Below are 23,805 nucleotides of genomic sequence, written 5' to 3' on the forward strand. Positions count from 1 at the left end.
GGAAAGGCTGATCATGGCAATTAACATCGCCCTTGCCGGCAACCCCAATTGCGGCAAGACGACCATGTTCAACGATCTGACCGGTGCGAACCAGTATGTGGGCAACTGGCCCGGCGTGACCGTTGAAAAGAAGGAAGGCAAGTATCGCGGCAACAAGGACGTGACCATCACGGACCTGCCTGGCGTGTACTCGCTGTCCCCCTACACCCCCGAAGAAATCGTCACCCGCGATTACCTGATGAGCGGCAAGCCCGACGTGGTGATCAACTTGGTTGACGCTACCAATTTGGAACGTAACCTGTACCTGACGACCCAGATCATCGACCTGGGCATTCCGACGGTCATCGCCCTGAACATGATGGACTTGGTGGAGAAGAACGGCGACAACATCAACGTGGCCGAGCTGTCCCGCCGCCTGGGCTGTCCTGTGGTGGAGACCTCGGCGCTGAAGGGCCGCGGCATGGACAAGCTGCTGGAGACCGCCCAGGCCGAGGCTGCCAAGGGCGTGACCCCCACGACCGAGGTGGGCTTCAGCCAGCCGGTCGAGGAGGCTCTGGCCAAGGTGATCGACATCGCCGGTCCCGCCATCAGCGGCCGCCATGCGCGCTGGTATGCCATCAAGCTGCTCGAGGGCGAGCAGATGACGGAGGAGAAGCTGAACCTCCCGGCTGCCCAGATGTCCAAGATTGCCGCCGTGCGCGACGAGCTGGAGAACGCCGAGGACGACGATGTCGAGTCCATTATCACCAACGAGCGCTACGACGCCATCTCCGACGTGTGCGCCGAGAGCGTGAAGAAGTCGCCCAAGGCCATGACCACCACGCAGAAGATCGACCGCATTGTGACGAACCGTATCCTCGGTATCCCGATCTTTATCGTGGTCATGTTCTTCGTGTACTTCATCTCGGTGTCCACCGTGGGCACCTATGTGACCGACTGGGCCAACGACGGCCTGTTCGGTGACGGCTGGCTGTACACCAACACCGAGGCCTACGAGGGCGACGTGGAGGAGTACGAGGGCTACCAGGCTCAGATCGATGCCTATCTGGAGGCCGCCGAGGAAGACGGCCTGGACGTGGAGGGCTTCACGGCCGCGCTGGAGGCCGAAGAGCCGACGGCCGAGGATGAAGAGGCCATTGAGAACTTCATGTACGCCGCCGACAGTGCCGGCGTCGTGGGCGAGATGGAAGTGGAAGAAGACGATGGCACCTTCACTACCGAGGCTGTCGACTCTGCCGCCTTCGCCCAGGCCCTTGAAGCCGAAGAGCCCGATCCGGCCGATTACGGCTTCTACCATGTGGGCATTCCCGTGGTGGTGGGCGGCTGGCTCGAGTCCATCGGGGCCGCTCCGTGGGTGCAGTCGCTCATCCTTGACGGCATCATCGCCGGTGTGGGCGCCGTGCTCGGCTTCATTCCGCAGCTGATCGTGCTGTTCATCCTGCTCGGCTTCTTGGAGGGCTGCGGCTACATGGCCCGCGTCGCCTTCGTTATGGACCGCGTGTTCCGCCGCTTCGGCCTGTCCGGCAAGTCCTTCATCCCCATGCTCATTGCCTCGGGCTGCGGCGTGCCTGCCGTTATGGCCACGAAGACCATCGAGAACGAGCGCGATCGCCGCATGACCATCATGACCACCACGATGATTCCCTGCGGCGCCAAGCTGCCCATCATCGCCCTGGTCTTCGGTGCGCTGGCCGGCGGTGACTACGAGGCTACCTGGTGGGTGGCTCCGCTGTTCTACTTCCTGGGCCTGTTCGCCATCATTGTGTCCTGCATTATCCTGAAGAAGTTCAAGTCCTTCGCCGGCGAGGTGGCTCCCTTCATTATGGAGCTGCCGCAGTACCACCTGCCGACGGTGAAGAACGTGCTGCTGTCCATGTGGGAGCGCGTGAAGAGCTACGCGGTGAAAGCCGGTACCATCATCTTCATCTCCTCGATGGTCATTTGGTTCCTGCTGAACTTCGGCGTGTACGACGGCCAGTTCGGCCTGCTTGATCCCGAGATGGACGACTACATCCAGTACTCCATCATGGCCGGTTTGGGCAACGCTCTGGCCTGGATCTTCGCGCCGCTGGGCTTTGGCAACTGGGAGTCTGCCGTTACCTCCATCACCGGCCTGGTGGCTAAGGAGAACGTGGTTTCCACGGTGGGCATCATCACGAGCCTGGGTGACGAGATCGGCGAGACCGACCCGTCCCTGTGGGTGTCCTTCAGCGCCATGCTGGGTGGCTCTACGGCAGCCATCATGGCCTTCTGCGCCTTCAACCTGCTGTGCGCCCCCTGCTTCGCTGCCATCGGCGCCATCCGTCGCCAGATGATGAGCGCCAAGTGGACCTGGGCCGCCGTGGGCTACATGTGCATCTTCGCCTGGTGCGTGGGTCTGATGATCTACCAGTTCGTGGGCTTGGCTACCGGCGAAGTGGCCCTCAACCCCTTCACGGCCGTGGCCGTGGTGGTGGCCGCGGGCATGCTGTTCCTTATCTTCCGTCCCGCTGCTAAGCCGAAGAACGCTCAGCTGGAGACGGCGACCAACAACGCCTAAGGAGTTTCCATGCAAGATCTTGGCTTGAACGTACCTACGGTCATTCTGCTGATTGTCATCTTGGCTCTGGCCGTCCTGGCCATCCGGCGCATGACCCATCGCGGTCTGTGCGACTGCGGGGGCGACTGCGACGAGGGCTCGTGCCACAGCTGTCCCAGCTGCTCGGCCGTTGACGATATGGTGAAATCCATGGACGAGGCGGCCAAGAAGGGTTGCTGCTGCGAGAAGGAGAAGGGTCGGTAACGGCCCCTGCCGCTCGGCGAAGACTCTATGAAACGAGGCTCGGAATTCAGTTTCCGAGCCTCGTTTTTTCATGGGAACGTGCTACTATGGAGTGACCATCTGGATAGGAGCGTACCGTGGTGAAAACATCCATGTCTCATGAGGACTACCTTGAGGCCATCGTCATGCTGGGCGGCACGAACACTGTGCCCGTTCGATCGGTTGATGTGGCCAACAAGCTGGGTGTTTCCAAGGCATCGGTGAACAAGGCCGTTTCGGCGCTGAAGGAGCAGCAGCTGGCTGTGCAGCCCCATTACGGCGATATCACCCTGACCGACGCCGGCTATGCCTACGGGCAGTCGGTGCTCGATCGCCACCACCTGCTTTTCCAGTTTCTTACCAAGGCCGTGGGCATCGACCCTGAGGTGGCCGAGGTGGAGGCTTGCCAGATGGAGCACGCCATCAGCGATGATTCTTTTGAGAAGTGGGAGGCCTTTGTAAAAAGCCTCAACCTTTGATAAAGCGGGGTTTGCCCCGCCTTTGCTTTCGGCTCGCTACACGCACTAGAAACACACCACGGCAGCGAAAGGAACCTTTCCGTGCAACCTCAGGCGAATATCGTCTCCTTCGACGCAGTGCGTCGTCGGTCCACCGTGCAGCGGCGTGGCGCTTCGGTACGCCCTGATGCCTCGCGTGCGCGTCAGGCTGGGGCGGGAAGGGGCGATTTCGACGAGGTGTCCTCGACGCGTTCGCGGGTGACGGCGTCGTCGGCGGGACGGACGTCGCGGTCCGGTAGCGCTGCCGGTGCGCCGCGTACCCGTGGTGATGCCGCGGGCAGCCGCAGTGGCGGATGGGCATCAATGCGCAGGGGTGCATCCCCGGCGCTGGCCCTGACACAGGAGTCCTTTGGAGCCTCTTCGCGGCGAAGCGCGGCCGATCGCTCGTCCTCGATGACGGCCGATGGCCGTCGTGGGCGTGCGGAGCAGGATCGCTTCGAGGATGAAGGCTTCGAGAAAAAGAGCCTCTTCGGCCGCATGCGCGCTTCGGCGAGCGAAGGCCGCCGAGCCCGGACCAAGGAGCGCGCGGGCAAGGCCTATTTCCGCCAGTATGAGAAGGACAAGCCCTCCGATGCGTCGCAGGGCGGTCCGCGGGCTGCCGTGTACAAGGGCGAAATGGGCAGCACCCATAAGCGTTCGGCTCGCATGCAGCAGGATGGTGCTGGAAGCAGGGGCCGCAGTGCGGGCTCCTTCGCTGCCTCGCAGAAGCGTTCGCGCTTCCGAGCGCCTCTGACGGTTCTGGGCGCCTGCGCTCTGTGCGTCGCCTTCGGGGTGGCCATGCTCTACGGGCCGGCCCAGCAGTTCTACACCGAGCTGCGCGAGCGCGATCGTCTGGCCGCCGAGTACCAGGCAGTGGTGGAGCGCAACGAGGCCATTAGCCAGCAGGTGGCGGCGCTGCAGACGGATGCCGGCATCGAAGATCGGGCGCGCACCGAGTTCGGCTGGGTGAAGGAGGGCGAGCACGCGGTGAGCGTATCGGGGTTGGAGCCCAAGGACTCCTCCACCTTCCGCAGCAATATTGTGTCCGAAGATATACCGTTGCCTGACACGTGGTATTCGGGGCTGCTCGATCCGCTGTTCGGCGTGGAAGATAAAGCCGGGGCCGACGCAGGCGACGCCTAATCGGTACCTTTTGGGGCCCCTGACGGGGCCCTTTTCCGTGGCAAGGCACAGAAGGAGGCATCCATGGCCTACGAGAACGGCCGCTACGCGGCTCTCGATATCGGTACGGTTACCTGCCGTATGCTGGTGGCCGACGTGCGCGATGGCGCGCTGACCGACTTGGACAAGGAATACCGCATCACCGACTTGGGCGTTGGCGTTGATGCCACCGGGCGGTTGCAGCCGGCGGCCATGGAGCGCGTGATGGCGGCGGTGGACGACTATCTGGCCGTGCTGGCGCAGTTTGATACGGTCGAGCATCCCGTGCGGCGTTTGATTGCCATGGCCACCTCGGCGGCGCGCGACGCCTCCAACGCAGAGGAGTTTACGGCGCTTCTGGCCGAGCGCGGGGTGACGCTGACGGTGATTCCTGGACAGCGCGAGGCGGCCCTTACCTTCGCCGGCGCTTCAAGCGATTTCCCCGGGGAGAACTTGCTGGTGGTGGACATCGGCGGCGGCTCCACCGAGGTAGTGGCCGGGCGCGCCGGCGCCGAGCCCGTGGCGTCCCATTCCTTCAACATCGGCTGCCGCCGCGTGACGGAGCGCTTCTTCCACAGCGATCCGCCCACGGCCGATCAGATGGCGGCGGCTCGTCAGTGGATTCGCGAGGAGATGACTGCGTACTTCGGCGATTTGGCTGCCCGCGGCTTTGCCATCGAGCGTTTGGTGGCGGTGGCTGGAACAGCCACGAGCGTGGTGAGCATCCGCGAGGAAATGGCGGTCTATGATTCGTCGAGGGTTCATAAGGCCGTGGTCACGCGTGAGCAGCTGCGGGCCATTACCGACCGCTTGGCGGCGCTGCCGACGGCTGAGCGCGAGCGTACCGTGGGCCTTGATCCCAAGCGTGCCGGCGTTATTGTGGCCGGGTTCATCATCTTGGAAGAAGTGCTGCGTCTGGCGGACGCTGCCGCGTATACCGTCAGCGAATCGGACATTTTAAACGGGATGATTCTGGAGGCTGCCCGGGCTTAGAGGCGCGGGGAACGCCTCGCGAGGAAGCTCTGCCGGTTGAGACGGGATGGCCTTCCGAAGCACGGGGACAAAGATGGAAATCCCAAACGTGGTAGGGGCGGTGGGACTCGAACCCACAAGACCGAAGTCGGCGGATTTTAAGTCCGCTGCGTCTGCCAATTCCGCCACACCCCCGAAGCGTGCATCACGAGGACGGATGCTGAAAAAACAGGCTCGCTTTCCAGCGAGCCTTTGCATTCTACCATGAAAGAACGGCGAAAAAAGCTAGCGGGCCATGACGCAGCGAACGTTCTTGTTGTCGGCGCAGCAGGTTTGCAGAGTGATGGTTTCGCCGAGGGGGGCGATGCGGGCCTCGTAGGTGTAGTAGTTCGAGGCGTTGGGAAGCGTGAGGGTGTCGAACACGTAGTAGGTGCGCTTTTTCCCCGCGGCATCCCATACGGTGATTTCATCGCCGATTTGAAGGTTCATGACTTCGTTGAAGACGCCGGGATTGTGCCCGATGAAGTAAGTGTTCTGGTCGTCGTTGACGTCGCCGGTGCCGCCCCAGGTACTAGCCGTCAGCGCCGGTGCGGTGATGTCGTCGGGCGAGCCTTGGATGAAGGGCACGTACACGTCGCGGAAGAAAAGCGTGCTGGTGCGCTTGGCTGCTTTCTTGCTGCTGGTTTTGGCGGAGGCGGCCGGTGCCTCGGTGCCCGAGGCCAAGGGCGTGGCGCCATCGTCGATGGTCTCGGACGTGGGAGTCTTGGAGGACGACTTTGCGGCTTTTTTGGCGGACGCTGCTGCTGCGGCCGCAGAGGCCTGCTGCTTTTCGGCGGCGCTCTGACCGCGCGCGTTAAGGGCCTCCAGGCGACGCTGCTCGTCGGCGGCATCGGCGCGGCGGGCGTACTCGAGGGCCTTCTCGTCGATGACGGTTTGACTTTGGCGCTCGACGCGGTGACTGAGAGCAGTTATGGCCTCCACGACGCCGGCCTGTACGGGAGAGGCGGTTGCGGAGGTTTCCGCTGCTGCGGCGGCAGGAGCCCCGCCAAGAGACAGGGGAAGGCACAAGGTGAGAGCCAGCCCGAAGCCGGCCAGGGCCCGGAGGGGGGTCTGCGGCAAAAAGCTATGGGTTGCCGAAGCAGTCACGATGGCCTTTCTGGATGGACGCGCTGAACGAGGTGCGGGCCGTGGTGCGTTGCAAGGGTGTGGGCGCCACGCAACTCGTAGCTACTACTTTATAGACTTCTCGTCAAAATTTCTACCCTCAGAGAGAGAAAAACGGTGGAGGAGATAATGCCTTCAACCTTACAATCTTGTCCATGATTTGGGCAGTCTCGGGGGCAGCAGGGTTCTGTGGTAGTATGATGAACCCCATAGAGACCAGAAGCCCGCGGCAAGAAAGCACTATGACTACTATCAACGAAATTCTCGAGGGCGCATCCGAGGCGCCTGCCACCTTTGAAGAGTATCTGAACAACTTCGCCGACCCCGTGGGCGTCTTGATCAACGAGTTTATCCCGCGCGGCAGCCATCCCGATATGGACCGCTATTTGTACGACCCGCTGTTCCACTATAGCGAGAACGCCGGCAAACGCCATCGCCCGCTTATTTGCGTGGCAGCTTGCAAGGCCGTCGGGGGCGATCCGGCCCGGGCCTTATCGGCGGCGGCGGCCATCGAGCACTTCCATTCGGCGGCGCTCATTCACGACGACATTGCCGACGAGGCCGAGTTGCGCCGCGGTGAGCCGTGTCTGCATCTGACCGAGGGGCTGGGTCTTGCCATCAACATGGGCGATTTGGCGCTTTCCCTGGTCAATGGCACGGTTATTGGCGACCCGCTGCTTGATGATGCCACTAAGGTGCGCGTTGTGGGCGAGCTTATTGCCATGACCTGCCGCACCGTAGAGGGCCAGGCGCTCGACATTGGCTGGGCGCGCGACGGCCGCTATGACATCACGCCCGAGGACTACCTGACCATGGCCATTCACAAGACCGCCCATTATTCCGGTGCGGTGCCGCTGGCCGTGGGCGCCATTACGGGCGGCGCCACCGACGAGCAGGTGGAGGCGCTGCGCAGCTACGGCTTGGACACGGGCCTGGCATTCCAGATTCAGGACGACCTGCTCAACCTCATCGGCACCGAGGAGAGCACGAAGAAGGACTTCCGCAACGACATCACCGAGGGCAAGCGCACCTTGGTGGTGGTTCATGCGCTGCAGAACGCCGAGCCGGCCGATCGCGAGCGCCTCGTCGAGATCTTGTCGTCCAAGGAGAAGGATCCGGCGGTGCTGGCCGAGGCCGTGGACCTCATGGAGAAGGCGGGCTCATTGGAGTACGCGCGCTCCTACGCCGCGTCGCTTACCGAGGGCGCCAAGGAGCGTCTGGTGGAGGCTATCGAGCCGTCGCCCTCGCGCGATCTGCTGCTTTCCATGGCCGACTGGTTCGTGAACAGGTTGAAGTAATATGGAGCCTATCAAACGCAATGACACGGGAGCTGCCGTCGAAGACGTGCAGCAGCGCTTGTGCCGCATCGGGCATTTGGACGAGGCGGCCGTCACCGGCACCTTCGATGAGGCCACGGTGCGGGCCCTGGCGGCGTTCTGCCTGGAGTCCTCGCTGCCGGTATCCGAAGAGGTAACCGACAAAGTGTGGGCCGCCCTGGTGGATGCCTCTTACAATTTGGGCGACCGCACACTGTACCTGCGCATGCCCTACTTCCATGGCCATGACGTGCTGGAGCTGCAACAGGCGCTGGGCGCGCTGGGCTTTTTCCACGGCGGTCAGGATGCCATTTTCGGTGCTTTCACCGAGGAAGCGCTTCGCCGATTCCAGCTGAACTTGGGACTGCCCTCTGACGGCATTGCCGGCGCCTACACCTATGCGGCTTTGCGCAACTTAGCGCATTCGTGGGTAGGCAAGGAGGCCACCCACGGCGCCACGCGGCATTTGGGCTTTGCCCGCGCTGCCGACGTGCTGGAGAGCCATGCGGTTTGCCTGTTCGGTACCGACGAGTTTTCGCGCTCGGTAGCCTCGCGCATGTCCAATTTGTCGCTGGCCACTAATCCGGCCTCGAAGATCATCAGCGCCGATAGCCTGTCGGTGGCGCCCGATTCTTCCATGATGCTAGTGCATGTGCTGCTTTCGGCTGAAGACGCCGAGGTGGGCGTGCCGCTGGTGTCCTACGAGGACGAGGGCACGTTGGGGCTGCGCCTGGAATCGGCCATCGATGTGGCCCAGGATGCCCCCTGGCCGCGCCTGTCGGTGTTGCTTCCCGGTGCCATGTGGCTGGAGGCAGGTCCGGAGCGCAGCGCTCAGCACTATGCCATTACGCTGCTCGACGCTTTGTGCGCCGCCCTGCAGGAGTAGGGGAGAACGGCGCGTCTTCTGCGGTGGGCTGACAAACCATGTGCGCCTACGCCGCCCTTCGGGGCGGCGTTTTTTTGTTAGCGCGCGGACTCGATGAGGTCGAGGAGCTCTTGGCGGGAGTGCACGTTGAGCTTCTGGTAGATGTGCTTCACGTGGGTGGCCACGGTGTTCTTCGAAAGCACCAGCTCTTCGCGAATATAGGGCTGCGAGCGGCCGCGAGCTAGATAGCCGAGAATTTCCGTCTCGCGTCCCGAGAGGCCATGGCTCTGGGCGAGCGCGGCGCAGGTGGCATCAAGGCTCGAGGTCGCCTCGGGAGCGAAGTCGAGGCTGGCGACTTCTTGCGGCATCGGCGTTGCTACGAGATCGGCGGCCGTCGTCGTGCCGAGTGCGTTCGTGTCCGAAAGCGCTGCCGTTTGATGCGCGAAGGCAGCGCTGGATGCAACGGCGGTCTGAGCCGCCCGATCCGTTAGGCGCTGTCCGCGTTTCGGGCGATCGGCGGGGAAGAACAACCACGCAAGCGAGAACACGGCAATGATGATCAAGGTGATGGTGAAGATATCGAGCGTGCCGCCGAGCATACTGCGACTGGCCTGGTCGCCGAAGACATTGCCCGCCACCACGCCCAGATGCAACGACCCCTGGGTGATGCCGATGCCAAGCAGGGCGTTGGCGTGCCAACGGTGGGCCAGAGTGATGATGAAAAGCATGGCGGCCACGTCGAGAATAGTGTTAGTAACAGCGGTGAAGGTAGTGCCTACGAACACGGCCCACAGATCGGCCCAGGGCAAAAGTACCAGGGAGCCGACGATCAAGGGCGCGATGAGGCGAAACAGTGCATCAAAGGTAGGACGCGCCGCAAAGAAGAGAAAAGCAACGAAAAGCAGGACGCCACAGGCCGAGCCGATAAGGGACGGCGCGTCGACGCCAAAAGCGAAGAGCGGTGCATCGGCGTTCGTCTGCAGAGCCTCCGAGCTGCCGATAGCGAAGTAGGAGAGAAACAAGAGCACGGCGATGCGGGCGAACGTTCGGAATGCGGGAGCATCGAGCGCATCGCGCAGCGAGGGGGTCGCGGTTGAGGCGGGAGTGGGCGCAGCCTGATGATCAGAGATTTCCGCGTCAAGCGACAGAGGAGCAAGGATGGCCAGGTCGCGATAGGTGAGCAGCAGAAAGACTCCCGAAATAAGGGGAAGCGATGTCGTGGCAAGGAGTCCCAGGAGGGATGGCAGGTAGGGAAGAACCAGGCTGCAGCCGAGCATAACTACCGAGGCAGCGGGGATGGCCAGTTCGGCGCACTCCGTGTCCAGCTCGGCCAAGGCTTGGCCCCAGAGTAGCGTGAGTACGCCCGAGCCGAAGCCGGTCAAGAGTCCGCTGACGATAACCAGCGCGGCGGCAGCGCTGCCAAAAAGCCCCGGAGCTGCCGAGATGAGGGTGCCGAGGGCGAGAAGCACGGCAGCGGCCATCGCAAGGCGAGGTGCGCGGGGTTGCTGGAACCGTGCGCCGATCAGGCCGCCAAGCCAGAACACGACGACGGCCGTGATAGCCGAGACGAGCCAGGAGGCATCGGCGTTGATGGACACGCCCGAGCGGTCGGGGAACACGGCAAAGGTGTTGTAGGAGGCATAGACCCAGGACCAGATAAACCCGATGCCGAGGTAGCGTAGCTTGAACGCGCCCTCGAGTTTCTCAAGGGCGCCTTGCATGGCGCTGTGATGCCGAAGATGCTCGGTCATAGTCCCTCCCCTAGGCCCGCTGCATGCCGCCATGTTTGAGCATGGACTCTCGCGGGTTATTTTCCCAGGCAGTATTGTAGGTGACGGCCCTCCATCCACCCTCACCTATTGTAGGTGAAAAACGGGGAAACCCAGCTTTCAGGCGATGTTTCGCCCTCTTCGAACGGCCAAGATGGGTCGTGCCTTGCAAATGCAAGGGAGGGTGCCCCAGGGGGCCACGGCGGCGAAGGATCTGGCTTCGCCTCCGGCTTTCGCCCAGGGGCAGGATTCAAGGAGGGTTTGCATGACTGCGAATGAAACTTCTTTCTCTCGTCGTTCGTTTCTGACGGGTGCGGCGGCGCTGGGCTCTTTGGCGGCCGTGGGCGCCATGGCCGGTTGCTCGCCCAAGGCTCCCGCCGGAGAAAGCGCCCCTGACGCCAACGCTGCGGCCGAGGGCGCCACTACGGCTGCCGCTGAAGACGCGTGGCTCGGCGAGGCGCCGGCCATCTCTGATGGCGACTGCGTCGAGACGGTGGACTGCGAGGTGCTGGTAATCGGTGCCGGAACGTCGGGCTACTTCGCCGCGGCCACGGCGGCCGAGAACGGTGCCAAGACGCTGCTCATCGAGAAGAGCGGTGCCGGCAACTCCGTTCGCTCCTCGGCTCTGGGTGCGGTCAATTCCCGTTTCCAGCAGGAAGTGGGCGACAAGGGCTACATCAACCCCATGGAGATCATGAACGACATGGATCGCTACGCCGACGGTCAGATCCATTCGGCGCTCTATCGCAAGTGGGCGCTCAACTCGGGCGAGGCCATCGATTGGTACGCCGATCTCATTGCCAAAGACGGCATGGAGGTGCAGCTGGAGTGGAACATGCCGAAGGACACCTTCTACAAGGACTGGCCCACCGGCCACGGCACGAACGGCGAGTATCCTTCTCGTGAGGGCGATGTGGCGAAGATCTTCGACAAGTACATCACCTCGTTCGACGGCTGTGATATTCGCTTCGATACGCCCATGCGCGCTCTGATTGTAGAGGACGGCAAAGTGATGGGCGTCTATGCCGAGGGCAAGGACGGCATGATCCGCATCAACGCCTCCAAGGGCGTCGTGGTGGCCACGGGCGGTTACGCCTACAACCAGGACATGTACCAGGCCCTTCAGCCGACGCGCTACTCCTGCCTGGGGACGTTCGACGCCTTCCCCTCCTGCACGGGCGACGGCATCAAGGCGCTGATGTGGGCCGGCGCACAAATGGACGCCGTGCACACCTCCCTTACCTTCAATCGCTGCCTGCTGACGGCCGACCAGGACATTGCCACACCTTATGAGATCGGCGGCGAGGAGTACGGCTACTTCTTCTTCGCCAGCCAGCCGTTCCTGCGCGTGGATCCCCATGGCGCTCGCTTCCACAATGAGAGCGCGCCCTACGACTATGTATTCGGCGCCACCTCCAAGCGTCCCGAGGCCGAGCGCTACTGGCATCAGGTGTGGGACAGCGATTGGAAGACCTACGTGCCCATCTTCCATACTGTGGGTTGCTCGACCATTTACATGCAGCCCGAGGGCGGCTCCGACCATGACGCCTTCCCGGGCATGATGGACGAGTGGATTGAGCCCGAGATGGAGTCCTTCGTGGAGGCCGGCTTCATCGTGAAAGCCGACACGCTGGAGGAGCTGGCTGACAAGCTGGGTTTTGCCGATGAGGACAAGGAGACCTTCCTGGCCACCTGCGCCCGTCAGACCGAGAACTACGAGAACGGTGAGGATCCCGAGTTCGGCAAGGACGCGTTCCGCCTATCCGCCATTAAGACACCGCCGTTCTATGCGTCGGTGAAAAACTGCGGCCTGACCCTGTGCACCCTCGACGGTGTTCAGGTGAACGAGGACCTGCAGCCCTTCGACAAGGACGGCAAGGTGATCGAGGGCGTGTACGTGGTCGGCAACGACCAGGGCAGCTTCTATGCGGGCACCTACCCGAACCTGGCTGCGGGCATCAATGCCGGCCGTTGTGCCACCTTCGGCCGCATGGTTGGCAAGATGCTGGCTGAGAAGTAGCACCGCTGCGCTTCGGCGTGACCATACCCTCCCTGGACGCCGCCCTTCGGGGCGGCGTTTTTCGTGCTGAGAGGCCGTTGATGGCGAAAACGGCGATTTTGCTGGCTACTTGCTGGGAGGGCGTCTGTTTGCCATGGGGGCAGTGCTAAAATGTGTCCGTTTGAGAGAAGACATTACCCCGCGAGAAGAAGGAGAGCGTATGGCCCGTCCTATGACCATGGCGGAGAAGATCCTCGCCGCCCATGCGGGGCTGGACGAAGTTGAGCCGGGGCAGCTGATCGAGTGTGATCTCGATTTGGTGCTGGCCAACGACATTACGGCCCCCATTGCCATTGCCAAGGTGCGCGAGCTGACGGGGAAGGTGTTCGACCCCGAGAAAATTGCCCTGGTGCCCGATCACTATACCCCCAACAAGGACATCAAGAGTGCCGAGCAGGCCAAGATCGTGCGCGATTTCGTGCGCGAGCAGGGCATTACCCACTACTACGAGGTGGGTTGCATGGGCGTTGAGCACGCCCTGCTGCCCGAGCAGGGCGTGGTGGGCGCTGGCGACCTGATCATCGGCGCCGACAGCCACACCTGCACCTACGGTGCCCTGGGCGCCCTGTCCACGGGCATGGGCTCCACCGATGTGGGCGTGGGCATGGCCACGGGCAAGGCCTGGTTCAAGGTGCCCGAGACCATTAAGTTCGTCATCGACGGGCAACTGGCCCCGGGCGTGACGGGCAAGGACGTCATCCTGCATATCATCGGCATGATCGGCGTGGACGGTGCGCTGTACAAGGCCATGGAGTTCACGGGCAGCGCTATCGAGTCCATGCCCATGGACGAGCGCCTGTCCATCTCCAACATGGCCATCGAGGCCGGCGGCAAGGCGGGCCTGATCCCGGTGGACGACATTACCCGTGCCTACCTGGATGAGCGCGCCGAGCGTCCCTATACCGCGTACTATTCCGACGACGATGCGGAATTCGCTCAGGTCATCGAGATTGACGCGGCCGACATTGTGCCGACCGTGGCCTTCCCGCACCTGCCCTCCAACACGCGCCCCGTGTCCGAGGCCCGCGACGTGAAGATCGACCAGGCTGTCATCGGCAGCTGCACCAACGGCCGTTTGGCTGACATGCGCCAGGCCGCAGCGGTGCTGAAGGGCCGTACCGTGCACCCGGATGTGCGCTGCATTGTCATCCCCGCCACTCAGAAGGTGTACCAGCAGTGCATCGCCGAGGGGCTTATGGACATCTTCATCGACGCTCACTGCGCCGTGTCCACGCCCACCTGCGGGCCGTGCCTGGGCGGCTACATGGGCATTCTGGCCGCGGGCGAGCGCGCCATTGCCACCACCAACCGCAACTTCGTCGGCCGCATGGGCGATCCCACCAGCGAGGTGTACCTGTCCTCGCCGGCCGTGGCCGCTGCGTCCGCCGTGCTGGGCCACATTGGCCTGCCCGAGGATCTGGACTAGGAGGGAACCCATGCAATTCAAAGGAACCGTGCACCGCTACGGGCGCGACATCGACACCGACGTCATCATCCCGGCCCGCTATCTGAACACCTCCGATCCGGCCGAGCTGGCGAAGCACTGCCTGGAGGATCTGGACGTGGAGTTCGTGAACAACGTGCAGCCCGGCGACATCATTGTGGCCGACGAGAACTTCGGCTGTGGCAGTTCTCGCGAGCACGCCCCCATTGCCATCAAGGCGGCGGGCGTGGACGTGGTCATTGCCAAGAGCTTCGCCCGTATTTTCTACCGCAACGCCATCAACACCGGCCTGGCCATTATGGAGTGCCCCGAGGCCGTGGACGCCATCAGCAACGGCGACGTGGTGAGCGTGGACGCCGACGCGGGCGTCATCACCGACGAGACGACGGGCCAGACCTTCACCGCACAGCCCTTCCCGCCGTTCATCGCCGAGATTATCGAGGCCGGCGGCCTGGTGGAGCGTTGGCAGAAGAAGTTCGCTGAGGAGGCGTAAGAGCATGACCGCAACCTACAAGATTTGCCTTTTGGCCGGCGACGGCATTGGCCCGGAAATTATTGCCGAAGGCGTGAAGGTGCTGAACGCCGTGGGCGCGAAGTACGACACCGCTTTCGAGTACACCGACGCGCTCATCGGCGGCATTGCCATCGACGAGACCGGCGAGCCGCTGCCCGCTGCCACGCTGGACGCGGCCCGCGCTTCCGACGCCGTGCTGCTGGCGGCCGTGGGCGGTCCCAAGTGGGACACCACTGATCCGAACGCCCCCCGTCCCGAGCAGGGCCTGCTGGGTATTCGCAAGGAGTTGGGCCTGTACACGAACTTGCGTCCCGTGCAGATCTTCAACGCCCTGGCCGACGCTTCCACGCTGAAGCCCGAGATTGTGGACGGCGTGGACATGATGATTGTGCGCGAGCTGACCGGCGGCTTGTACTTCGGTATGCGCGAGCGCTTCTACGACGAGGACGGCGCCGGTCCGAACGGCACCAAGGGCCAGCGCGCCTACGACACGCTGGAGTACTCGGAGTACGAGATCGAGCGCATTGCCCGTCAGGCCTTCGAGATTGCCCGCAAGCGCAAGAACAAGGTGACCAGCGTGGACAAGGCCAACGTGCTGGAGACGAGCCGTCTGTGGCGCGAGATTGTGCACCGCGTGCACGACGAGGCCTATGCCGACGTGGAGCTGGAGGACCTGTTGGTGGACAACACCGCCATGCAGCTGATCAACCGCCCGGCCGACTTCGACGTGGTGGTGACCGAGAACATGTTCGGCGACATCCTGTCCGACGAGGCGGCCCAGATCACAGGCTCGCTGGGTATGCTGGCCAGCGCGTCCATGGGAGACGGCGTGGCACTGTACGAGCCCAGCCACGGCAGCGCGCCGGACATTGCGGGCCAGGGCATTGCCAATCCGCTGGCGCAGATTCTGTCCGTGGAAATGATGCTGCGCTACAGCTTCGACATGGGCGAGGCCGCCGACGACATTCGTCGCGCCGTGACCCAGGTGCTCGACGAGGGCTGGCGCACCGGCGACATCAAAGACGCCGAAACCCCGGCCGACAAGATTGTCGGTACCGTGGCCATGGGCGATCTGATTGTGGAGCGCCTGTAGCGCTTTCGCGGTAGGTCCAAAGCGCTGAAGCTACTAAGGGGATGCCTGCGGGCATCCCCTTTTTTGCGCGCACGATGTTGGCTGATTGGAGGGGAGGGGCGCCGCCTGACGGTGCCATTTGTGTGGCCGCGCTTGACGCGACCTGCAATTTCCCGTTGAATGGAAGCGATACATGCTTCGAGAGAGGAAAGCTTATGGCTACTATCAAACTGGCTGTTCCCACCATGGGCGAGGCGGGTCTTCAGGCCACGCGCGCCGGCCATTTCGGCCACTGCGATCGCTTCACCATCGTCACCATTGAGGATGGCGTGGTGTCCGAGGAAACTGGCGTGGTGGAGAATCCGCCCCACGAGTCTGGTGGATGCCTGCGCCCCGTGGGCCTGCTGGCGGGCGAGGGTGTGGACGCCATCGTGGCCGCTGGCATGGGCGGTCGTCCTCTGATGGGCTTCAATCAGGCAGGCATTACCGTCTACTTCGACAACGTCCACCCCGTGGTGGCCGACGCCGCCGCGGCCGTAGCCGCCGGCGAGGCTCCGATCATGGATCCCTCCCAAGCTTGCCAGCATCACTAGGAGAAAGTTTTCGGGCTTTACTTCCTGAAGGTGATGCAGATGCATTGTGGACGGCCCCCGGCGGAAACGCCGGGGGTCGTTTTGCGTTGAGGCAAGGCGGGGCGTCGAGACGCCCGACAGCGCGGTGGCGTGCTGGCCTGGGCTGTTTGTCAACGCGTGCGACAGCGATCATAGCGGTTAGCGATGGCATGAGGGTGATGGCCTACGGCATGGCTTGACGCAAGAACAAATGACACCACGTCAAAGTGTCCCCGTGCATCGAAGGGCTCCTTCCATCCCCTATAATGTAGCGATCGACTAATAATTCGATCTGATCGAGGAGGATGCTATGGAGAGCACAAAGAAGTTGGCGAGGGGAGGGTTCGTCCTGCTGGCCGCAGCGTTGGCAACGGCGCTGTGCGTGGCCTGGGCCGCCGTGGCGCCCGCAAAGGCCTATGCCGCTGGCATTAATCAGACGGCCGCGACGACTAGCTCGGCAACTATTGAGTGGGCTGATCCTTACGAGGGCAGCTCCAGCTACGAGACGACGTCTTATGTCGTTAGATGGGGCGAAGGCTACGAAGAGCCGAACCATTCTCAAGCAGTTCCGGTGACGCAAACGTCCTTTACGATTCCGGGTCTTAAAGCGGGTACGAAGTACAATGTAAAGATTGACTATACGTACAAGAGCACCTATTCGGGTAACGAGTTCTCTTCGCGTCTTTATGGTGACGTCGCCTCGCGTGTTGCCACGCCGACGGGCGTGAAGCAGGATAAGTGGTGGCACTACATCAACAAGGTGGATTTCACCTGGAACAAGCAGAGCGCTGCCGACAAGGTGGAGTACAAGGTGTGCCGCGTTAGCAACGGCAAGGTGTTCAAAAAGGGTTCTGACAAGTACATTAGGAACACCTACGAAGTAAGCGGTGTGAAGAACAACATCATGTATACCGTGCAGATGCGCGTGCATGATCAATGGGGCTGGTCCGGCTGGTCCAAGAAGGCCTATCTGTTCACCCAGCCGATGCTCAACGCCAAAAAGACCAAGGTTTCTGGCAACAAGCTGACGGTAACCTGGAACAAGATTAGCGGCGCTTCCAGCTATGAGGTATACGTGTCCACCAAGGCCAAGAGCGGCTATAAGAAGGTTGCCACGGTGAAGTCCTCCAAATCTTCGGCCACGGTGAAGAAGCTGGGGAAGGCGAAGTTCAGCCCTAAGAAGAAGTACTACGTGTATGTTGTGGCCAAGAAGGGCAAATACGATACGGGCTTGAACTACATTTGGAATGTAAAGGGCTCCAGCGTTTCGCAGACGTACAAGAATTAACGACTGCTTTTATGCGCTACAATAGACGCGCGCTTGCCTTGGCGGCAGGCGCGCGTTTTTTTGTTTGACTGAAGGCGGTGTGCCCCACGGTGCGCCGATGGTGGCGCCGCGGGGCGCTTGACGAGATAAAGGACGGGTTATGGCCATCAATGCACCGGAGGGAACGCGCGATCTTCTGCCTGACGAGGCGCTGTTCTGGAACTACTTCAAGCAGACGGCGGCCGATATTTTCGGGCGCTACGGCTACCTGCCCATCGACACGCCCATCATCGAGCAGACCGAGCTGTTCGTCCGCGGCATCGGCGAGGCCACCGATGTGGTGTCCAAGGAAATGTTCACCGCCATCTCCGGCGAGAACTTACGCCGCTGGGTGGAGGAGGGGAAGGCCCCCAAGGCGAAAAGCCGCCTGAGCCTGCGTCCCGAGGGCACGGCTGGCACCGTGCGCGCCGTGGTGCAGCACGACCTGGTGCCCCAGGGTGCCGCTCCGGCGAAGCTTATGTACGCCGGTCCCATGTTCCGTGCCGAGCGTCCGCAAAAGGGTCGCCAGCGCCAGTTCAATCAGGTGGGTGTCGAATGTCTGGGGGCCGAAGACCCCACCATCGATGCCGAGGCCATCATCATGCTCATGCGCTTCTACGAGAAGATCGGCATTCCTCGCGATTCTATGCGCCTGCTGCTGAACTCCATGGGCTGCGAGCAGTGCCGTCCCGCTTACCGCGACTTGGTGAAGGCCTACATGGACGAGCACGCCGACGAGCTGTGCGACACCTGCAACGAACGCGCCCAGGTGAACCCCCTGCGCGCCTTCGACTGCAAGAACCCCCAGTGCGCTGCCGTTATGGAGAACGCGCCGAAGATCACCGATCACCTGTGCGACGAGTGCCTGGAGCACTACGGCGCGGTGAAGGCGCTGCTGGACGGTGCGGGCATTGCCTACGAAGAGGACTATCGCCTGGTGCGTGGCTTGGACTACTACACGCGCACAGTGTTCGAGGTGCAGGTGGACAACGGTATGGGCGCCCAGAATGCCATCGGTGGCGGTGGGCGCTACGACAAGCTGGCCGAGGAAGTGGGCGGCCGCCCCACGCCGGGTCTGGGCTTCGCCCTGGGCTTCGAGCGCTGCGTGCTGGCCTTGGAAGCGGCAGGCTACGAGTTCCCGAAGGCCCAGCACTGCGAGCTGTTCGTGGCCTGCGTGGACGATTCGGTGCGCGCTCGCGCCTTCGCCTTGGTGCAGGAGTGCCGCGACGCCGGGTTCGCCACCGAGATGGACCACCAGCATCGCAGCCTGAAGAGCCAGTTCAAACTGGCCGACAAGCTGGGAGCGGCCCGCGTGGCGGTGCTCGGTCCCGACGAGCTGGCTCGCGGCGAGGTGACCTTGCGCGACATGGGCACCCACACCGAGGCCCAGGTGCGTCTGGAAGACGTGGTGGGCGAGATGGGCCGTGCGATTCTCTAGCCATGGGCGTGGCGTTTGGCTGACGGCCGTCCGCTGGCGGAGTGCTGTCCGGCGTGCCGACCTTTAGCGCCCTTGGCCGGTGATGTTGCCCGCCTGCGCTTGCGGTTTTTCTTTCGGGTCTTTAACGGCTCCCTGGGGACAGGGAGCCGTTCTGGTATGGTGTCACGAAACCTTTAGCGGGCGAAGGGGCCCGCGCTCGACGGTGCGACGTGGCGGGGACCGAGCCGTCCGATCGGCCGTCGGGAGCGTCCGAGGGATTGCTCCGGACGCGCATCAAGAGAGGATGAGTTACGTGGCAAAATCTGGTTTGGATGCCCTGCTGGAGGCGCTTCAGCAGTCGGGCATGAACACCGACAACGTGGGTTCGGGCGCTGGTGGCGCTGGGGCCGATGGGGCTTCCTCGGGGGCTGCGGGAGCGGGCGCGGCGGCCGCCGGTGCCGGCGGCTCGCAGGGCGGTCGCGGGGCTTCGGGCTCCCGTGGCGGCGTGGGCGGCTTCGGAGGTTTCCCCTTCAGTGGCTTTGGTGGCTTCGGCGGAGGCAGCGGCCATGACGGCGGCAAGGGCGGCTCGGGCGACGGCGACGGCCCGGTGAGCTTCGAGTTCCTGGCGAACGACTTCCATCTGCCGGGCAAGAAGACCCTGGTGCTGCTTATTATTGTGGCCTTGCTGGTTATTGCTGGCGCCTATTGGTGGTTCCATCCGGCTATCAACATTCATTCGACGGACTTCTGGACCTTCGTGTTCATCGTCATCCTGCTGCCGGTGTTCCTGTTCTTCTGGATGAAGTCGAAGCAGTACCGCACGGGCACCAAGGAAATTACCCAGAATGAGGGCAAGGCGAAGACCTTCCGAGCGCTTTCGTTTATTCCCATTGCCGTGGTGGTGCTGGTGGCCATCGGCGCGGTTATGTCCATGGCCATCTTCCCGGGCAACGCCGAGAAGTACTCCAATGTGCTGAAGACCGACACCCTGGAGTTTGCTCAGGACATCAAGGAAGTCAACTACAACGAGATTCCCGTTATCGATCGCGACTCGGCCATTTTGCTGGGCAGCCGCGAGATGGGCTCCATTCCCGAGTACGTCAGCCAGTTCGAGGTGTCGAGCCTGTACTCGCAGATCAACTATCAGGGTACGCCGGTGCGCGTGAGCCCGCTGAACTACGCCGACCTGTTCAAGTGGTTCACGAACCGCGAGGGCGGCATTCCGGCCTATGCGCTGGTGAACATGACCACTCAGGATGCTGAGATTGTGCGGTTGGGCGACAGTCCTATCTACTATTCCCAGAGCGAGCCTCTGGTGCGCAACATCGATCGGCATGTGCAGCTGAAGTACCCCTTCTACATGTTCGACGAGAAATCCTTCGAGATTGACGATGATGGTCACCCCTGGTGGATCTGCCCCGTGAAGGACTTCACCATCGGTCTCTTCGGCGGCCAGACCATCAGCCGCGTGGTGCTGTGCGACGCCACTACGGGCGAGACACAGGATTTGGCTGTGGAGGACTGCCCCGAGTGGGTGGACCGTGTGTTCCCGGCCGAGCTGCTTATCCAGCAGTACAACTGGTGGGGCTCTTACAACAACGGTTGGTTCAACTCGTTCCTGGGCCAGGAGGGCGTGGTGCGCACTACGCCGGGTACCGACGGCACTCTGGGCTACAACTACCTGGCCAAGGACGATGACGTGTGGGTCTACACCGGCGTCACCTCGGCCACGGCCGACAACTCCATTATCGGCTTTGTGCTGGTGAACCAGCGCACCCAGGAATCGCATTTCTACAGCGTGTCCGGCGCCACCGAGGACTCGGCCATGAACTCGGCCGAGGGCCAGGTGCAGAACTTGCGCTACACCGCCACCTTCCCGCTGCTGATCAACGTGTCGAACCAGCCCACCTACTTCATGGCGCTGAAGGACGGCGCCGGTCTGGTGAAGAAGTTCGCCATGATCGACATCCAGCGCTACCAGAACGTGGCCGTGGGCGACACGGTGGCCGACACCCAGAAAGCCTACGAGGCGCTGCTGGCTACCAATGGCGTGGTGGCCGAGGGCGAGGACGGCGCCACCGATGTGGTAACCGTGAAGGGCACTATCCGCTCCATGAACCAGGCGGTCATCGACGGCAACACGCACTTCTACGTGACCGTAGAAGGGGAGGACGGCTCGGTCTTCGACTTTGCGTTGCCCGGCCTGCTGGACATTGTGGGCTACAAGGAGGGCGACTCCATCAACTTCACCTACGTGGAGGCTGCTGGCTCCAACGTGAGCCCGGCCTATGAGATTCTGGGGGCCGATGGCAAGCCTGCCGAGAACGCCTCGGGCGAGCCCCAAGACGATGTGGTAGAGGACAACGGTGCGGCCCAGACGCCGGAGCAAGTGGCCGACGGCACCGACACCCAGAACGCCGCCGCAGCCGCCGAGGGCGACGCCGCCACTGACGCCGCCGCAGGGGCAGCCGAGGGCAACAAGGCTGCCTAGAGCTGGCGAGATCATTCGGCAAGTTAAACGGGCGACCCTGTGGGGTCGCCCGTTTGTTTATTCTGGGATGCATTCCCCGGGGGTGCCTTCTTCTATTTGCCGTTCGAGTTGACGCGTGCTCCAATTTGCATCGGCGCATTCGTTCATGTACCAGATACGCGCTTCCGGATCTTTTACCTTGAGAAGCGCCCTGTAGTGTGTCCAGCTCAATTGTGTACGCAGTGCGTTCACTTTCGGAAAAGCTAGATAGAACGATCTCGTATTCCAGAGGTTGCGCTTGTCGAACCCCTTCCCGAAATCTGCCGTCAGGCGCTCCGCCAACTCTGCAACTAGGCGCTGTCCGTACTCTGCTCGTTTGCCGCCTTGCTGCTGTTAAACGAAGAATGATTGCCAGGTTTTTTGATTGCTTGAAGGTTTAAAAATCAAACTTACGTTTTCCCAGTTCAAACGGAAGGTTTATAGGGTGGTTTAAAGCTTTAAACTTCTTTTTCCTCGTTGGTCGATGCGGGATTTTGAGCCGCAGGCCATAGTGGGTGTCGTCGCCGACGGGACACGCAAAAAGAGCGACTCGCGGCGAGCCAACGCAACATCCTTAAGAGGGAAGGGAACCTGCCATGAGCAACGCAAAGAACGTATCTCGTCGTGACCTGTTCAAGTTCGGCGGCCTGGCCGCCATGGGCGTCGCCACTGCCGGCGCGCTGGCCGGTTGCGGACAGCCGAAGCTGGCCAACACCGGCAGCGTCGCCGCCGAGGACGGCTCTACCTATATGGGCCCCAGCTTCCTGCAGAAGCCGGCGGAGATCACCGACTTCGCCGAGACCCATGAGTTCGACGTTGTAGTGGTGGGCGCCGGCGAGTCGGGCCTTTCCGCCATGCACGCTGCGCTGGAGGCTGGTGCCACCGTCGGTGCGTTGCAGAGCCTGTCCATTGTGCAGACCGCGGGCAACATGGGTGCCTCCATCGACCTGACCAAGACCAGCGAAGCAGGTATCAAGGCCGCGCTTTCCTTTATCAACTACAAGAGCGACTATCGCGCCAACATGGGCCAGGTGGAAACCTGGGCCCGCAACTCCCAGGAAGCCCTGGCCTGGTGGGCCGAGGCGGCCGCTCAGGGCGGCAGCGAGTCGCAGCCCTACGACTACACGGTGAACTGCAACGGCCACGAGGTGTTCTTCCATGCCAACACTTACTTCCATGACGAGGGCCACCAGAAGGGCGCGCTCATCATCGGCGATGCCGTGCAGGCCGAGGGCGCCGAGATCTTCTTCGAGACTCCCTGCGTGCAGCTGTACGTGGAGGACGGTCGCGTGGCCGGTGCCATCGGCGAGACGGCCGACGGCTCGCACATCCTGCTGAAGGCCGCTAAGGGCGTCATCATGGCCGCCGGCGACTATGTGGGCGACTCCGAGATGCTGGAGTTCTTCACCCCCGACGCGAAGGGCCTGCATCAGGCCGTGGACTTCCGCAACGGCACGGGTCTGAAGGCTGCTCTGTGGGCCGGCGCTCAGATGTGCCCCGCCTCCCATACTAAGATGGTGCACGGCGAGGGCCCGAAGGTGCGCTTCGAGATGCCCTACCTGTTCCTGGACCGTCACGGCAAGCGCTTCATGGACGAGGGCTGCTGCCGCATGGGCTACCTGAACGAGTTCACCAACAAGTACCTGGCCGAGGTCGACTTTGCCGACTCCACTGCCGTGAAGTTCTTCTCCATTGTGCCCACGAATTGGGAAGAGCACTACGAGGAGTGGAAGGACTTCTCCGACATCTCCATCCACAACGCCTACCGCAACGTGGATCCCGAGGCTTGGATCAAGGGCGACACCCTGGAGGAGCTGGCCGCCAACATGATTGCCTATGCCGACCAGGAGCAGTGGGCCCACGACTACACCGTCGAGGCCATTGTGGAGTCCATCAACCGCTACAACGAGCTGGTGAGGGCCGGCAAGGGCGACGAGGACTTCGGCAAGCGCGACGAGTACATGGTGCCCATCGAGGCTCCCTGCTACGCGGTGCCCCGCGGCGCCAACAACATCGACGCGCTGGTGGACGGCTTGTGGTGCGACGACCACTTCCAGTGCCTCGATGCCGATATGCAGCCGATCGAGGGCCTGTTCGCCGTGGGCAACGCCTCTGGCCCGTTCTTCGGCAACAGCAACTACCCGATGGACATCGAGGGCCTGTCCGTAGGCCGCGCCATCACCACCGGCTTTGCCACGGGCCGTTACGTGGCTGGCCTCTAGGCTATCCCGAACGCCGAGCTGCTCCCTCCCCAGGCTTGGCGCCTTCCCTCCGGGCCGGCGACCGTTGCAGGTCGCCGGCCTTTTGTGCAAAAATTGACTCCTTGAAC

18 protein-coding genes, 1 tRNA gene and 1 pseudogene are annotated in these 23,805 nt (G+C 62.6%); 16 read left to right on the forward strand and 4 right to left on the reverse strand.

The annotated features are described in order from the left end of the window. Positions 1-13 precede the first annotated feature (13 nt). From PZH32_RS03690 to PZH32_RS03710, 5 genes are all read left to right on the forward strand, one after another. Entirely contained in the window at positions 14-2,539 is a 2,526-nt protein-coding gene (locus PZH32_RS03690) for a FeoB small GTPase domain-containing protein (protein WP_275206286.1), read from the forward strand. Between the two features lie 9 nt (positions 2,540-2,548). After that, complete coding sequence (locus PZH32_RS03695; RefSeq protein ID WP_275206287.1) at positions 2,549-2,782, forward strand: hypothetical protein; 234 nt, start codon at positions 2,549-2,551, stop codon at positions 2,780-2,782. Positions 2,783-2,898: 116 nt separating this feature from the next. After that, positions 2,899-3,279 (forward strand): metal-dependent transcriptional regulator, encoded by a 381-nt coding sequence (locus PZH32_RS03700; protein ID WP_275206288.1) that lies wholly within the window; start codon positions 2,899-2,901, stop codon positions 3,277-3,279. A gap of 81 nt (positions 3,280-3,360) precedes the next feature. After that, positions 3,361-4,440, forward strand: a complete 1,080-nt coding sequence (locus tag PZH32_RS03705; RefSeq protein ID WP_275206289.1) for a septum formation initiator family protein — start codon at positions 3,361-3,363, stop codon at positions 4,438-4,440. Between the two features lie 63 nt (positions 4,441-4,503). Beyond that, the gene (locus PZH32_RS03710) at positions 4,504-5,451 is read left to right on the forward strand and encodes a Ppx/GppA phosphatase family protein (protein ID WP_275206290.1); all 948 of its coding nucleotides are present in this window, start codon (positions 4,504-4,506) and stop codon (positions 5,449-5,451) included. A gap of 89 nt (positions 5,452-5,540) precedes the next feature. On the opposite strand, the gene PZH32_RS03715 is transcribed toward PZH32_RS03710, so the two are convergent. Continuing rightward, positions 5,541-5,625: transfer RNA gene (locus PZH32_RS03715), tRNA-Leu, on the reverse strand. 90 nt (positions 5,626-5,715) lie between these two features. After that, positions 5,716-6,576 (reverse strand): sortase domain-containing protein, encoded by an 861-nt coding sequence (locus PZH32_RS03720; RefSeq protein WP_275206291.1) that lies wholly within the window; start codon positions 6,574-6,576, stop codon positions 5,716-5,718. Between the two features lie 260 nt (positions 6,577-6,836). On the opposite strand from PZH32_RS03720, the gene PZH32_RS03725 reads away from it, so the two are divergent. Then, positions 6,837-7,892, forward strand: a complete 1,056-nt coding sequence (locus tag PZH32_RS03725) for a polyprenyl synthetase family protein (RefSeq protein WP_275206292.1) — start codon at positions 6,837-6,839, stop codon at positions 7,890-7,892. A gap of 1 nt (position 7,893) precedes the next feature. Beyond that, on the forward strand, positions 7,894-8,796 hold the full coding sequence (locus PZH32_RS03730; RefSeq protein ID WP_275206293.1) for a peptidoglycan-binding domain-containing protein: 903 nt from the start codon (positions 7,894-7,896) through the stop codon (positions 8,794-8,796). Positions 8,797-8,873: 77 nt separating this feature from the next. Here PZH32_RS03730 and PZH32_RS03735 read toward each other — a convergent pair whose 3' ends face one another. Beyond that, positions 8,874-10,526, reverse strand: a complete 1,653-nt coding sequence (locus PZH32_RS03735; protein ID WP_275206294.1) for a helix-turn-helix transcriptional regulator — start codon at positions 10,524-10,526, stop codon at positions 8,874-8,876. Between the two features lie 283 nt (positions 10,527-10,809). Between PZH32_RS03735 and PZH32_RS03740 the strand changes: the two genes are divergently transcribed. The 8 genes from PZH32_RS03740 (at position 10,810) to PZH32_RS03775 (ending at position 21,458) form a co-directional block, all read left to right on the forward strand. Continuing rightward, complete coding sequence (locus PZH32_RS03740) at positions 10,810-12,564, forward strand: FAD-dependent oxidoreductase (protein WP_275206295.1); 1,755 nt, start codon at positions 10,810-10,812, stop codon at positions 12,562-12,564. 199 nt (positions 12,565-12,763) lie between these two features. Further along, on the forward strand, positions 12,764-14,029 hold the full coding sequence (gene leuC / locus PZH32_RS03745; RefSeq protein ID WP_275206296.1) for a 3-isopropylmalate dehydratase large subunit: 1,266 nt from the start codon (positions 12,764-12,766) through the stop codon (positions 14,027-14,029). 10 nt (positions 14,030-14,039) lie between these two features. Further along, positions 14,040-14,540, forward strand: a complete 501-nt coding sequence (gene leuD / locus PZH32_RS03750) for a 3-isopropylmalate dehydratase small subunit (RefSeq protein WP_275206297.1) — start codon at positions 14,040-14,042, stop codon at positions 14,538-14,540. Positions 14,541-14,544: 4 nt separating this feature from the next. Beyond that, positions 14,545-15,654: a 3-isopropylmalate dehydrogenase gene (gene leuB, locus PZH32_RS03755; protein ID WP_275206298.1), complete on the forward strand. Its 1,110-nt coding sequence runs from the start codon at positions 14,545-14,547 to the stop codon at positions 15,652-15,654. Positions 15,655-15,848: 194 nt separating this feature from the next. Continuing rightward, on the forward strand, positions 15,849-16,226 hold the full coding sequence (locus PZH32_RS03760) for a NifB/NifX family molybdenum-iron cluster-binding protein (RefSeq protein WP_275206299.1): 378 nt from the start codon (positions 15,849-15,851) through the stop codon (positions 16,224-16,226). A gap of 328 nt (positions 16,227-16,554) precedes the next feature. Beyond that, on the forward strand, positions 16,555-17,532 hold the full coding sequence (locus tag PZH32_RS03765) for a fibronectin type III domain-containing protein (RefSeq protein WP_275206300.1): 978 nt from the start codon (positions 16,555-16,557) through the stop codon (positions 17,530-17,532). Between the two features lie 139 nt (positions 17,533-17,671). Next, the gene (gene hisS / locus PZH32_RS03770) at positions 17,672-18,988 is read left to right on the forward strand and encodes a histidine--tRNA ligase (protein WP_275206301.1); all 1,317 of its coding nucleotides are present in this window, start codon (positions 17,672-17,674) and stop codon (positions 18,986-18,988) included. A gap of 292 nt (positions 18,989-19,280) precedes the next feature. After that, entirely contained in the window at positions 19,281-21,458 is a 2,178-nt protein-coding gene (locus PZH32_RS03775) for a Tat pathway signal sequence (protein WP_275206302.1), read from the forward strand. A gap of 57 nt (positions 21,459-21,515) precedes the next feature. Here the strand turns inward: PZH32_RS03775 and PZH32_RS14215 are convergent. After that, positions 21,516-21,815 (reverse strand): annotated as a pseudogene (locus PZH32_RS14215) (DUF1016 N-terminal domain-containing protein); the annotation flags it as partial. A gap of 257 nt (positions 21,816-22,072) precedes the next feature. Between PZH32_RS14215 and PZH32_RS03780 the strand changes: the two are divergent. After that, positions 22,073-23,698 (forward strand): FAD-binding protein, encoded by a 1,626-nt coding sequence (locus tag PZH32_RS03780; protein ID WP_275206303.1) that lies wholly within the window; start codon positions 22,073-22,075, stop codon positions 23,696-23,698. Positions 23,699-23,805 lie beyond the last annotated feature (107 nt).

It is taken from the genome of Adlercreutzia equolifaciens, assembly GCF_029076695.1.
GTDB classification, from domain to species: Bacteria; Actinomycetota; Coriobacteriia; order Coriobacteriales; family Eggerthellaceae; genus Adlercreutzia; species Adlercreutzia equolifaciens_A.

Coding starts and splice junctions, on each gene's coding strand:
- PZH32_RS03735 (WP_275206294.1), bottom strand. CDS start 10,526: ATGACCGAGCATCTTCGGCATCACAGCGCCATGCAAGGCGCCCTTGAG.
- PZH32_RS03780 (WP_275206303.1), top strand. CDS start 22,073: ATGAGCAACGCAAAGAACGTATCTCGTCGTGACCTGTTCAAGTTCGGC.
- leuB (WP_275206298.1), top strand. CDS start 14,545: ATGACCGCAACCTACAAGATTTGCCTTTTGGCCGGCGACGGCATTGGC.
- leuD (WP_275206297.1), top strand. CDS start 14,040: ATGCAATTCAAAGGAACCGTGCACCGCTACGGGCGCGACATCGACACC.
- leuC (WP_275206296.1), top strand. CDS start 12,764: ATGGCCCGTCCTATGACCATGGCGGAGAAGATCCTCGCCGCCCATGCG.
- PZH32_RS03740 (WP_275206295.1), top strand. CDS start 10,810: ATGACTGCGAATGAAACTTCTTTCTCTCGTCGTTCGTTTCTGACGGGT.
- PZH32_RS03690 (WP_275206286.1), top strand. CDS start 14: ATGGCAATTAACATCGCCCTTGCCGGCAACCCCAATTGCGGCAAGACG.
- PZH32_RS03710 (WP_275206290.1), top strand. CDS start 4,504: ATGGCCTACGAGAACGGCCGCTACGCGGCTCTCGATATCGGTACGGTT.
- PZH32_RS03760 (WP_275206299.1), top strand. CDS start 15,849: ATGGCTACTATCAAACTGGCTGTTCCCACCATGGGCGAGGCGGGTCTT.
- PZH32_RS03725 (WP_275206292.1), top strand. CDS start 6,837: ATGACTACTATCAACGAAATTCTCGAGGGCGCATCCGAGGCGCCTGCC.
- PZH32_RS03695 (WP_275206287.1), top strand. CDS start 2,549: ATGCAAGATCTTGGCTTGAACGTACCTACGGTCATTCTGCTGATTGTC.
- hisS (WP_275206301.1), top strand. CDS start 17,672: ATGGCCATCAATGCACCGGAGGGAACGCGCGATCTTCTGCCTGACGAG.
- PZH32_RS03765 (WP_275206300.1), top strand. CDS start 16,555: ATGGAGAGCACAAAGAAGTTGGCGAGGGGAGGGTTCGTCCTGCTGGCC.
- PZH32_RS03730 (WP_275206293.1), top strand. CDS start 7,894: ATGGAGCCTATCAAACGCAATGACACGGGAGCTGCCGTCGAAGACGTG.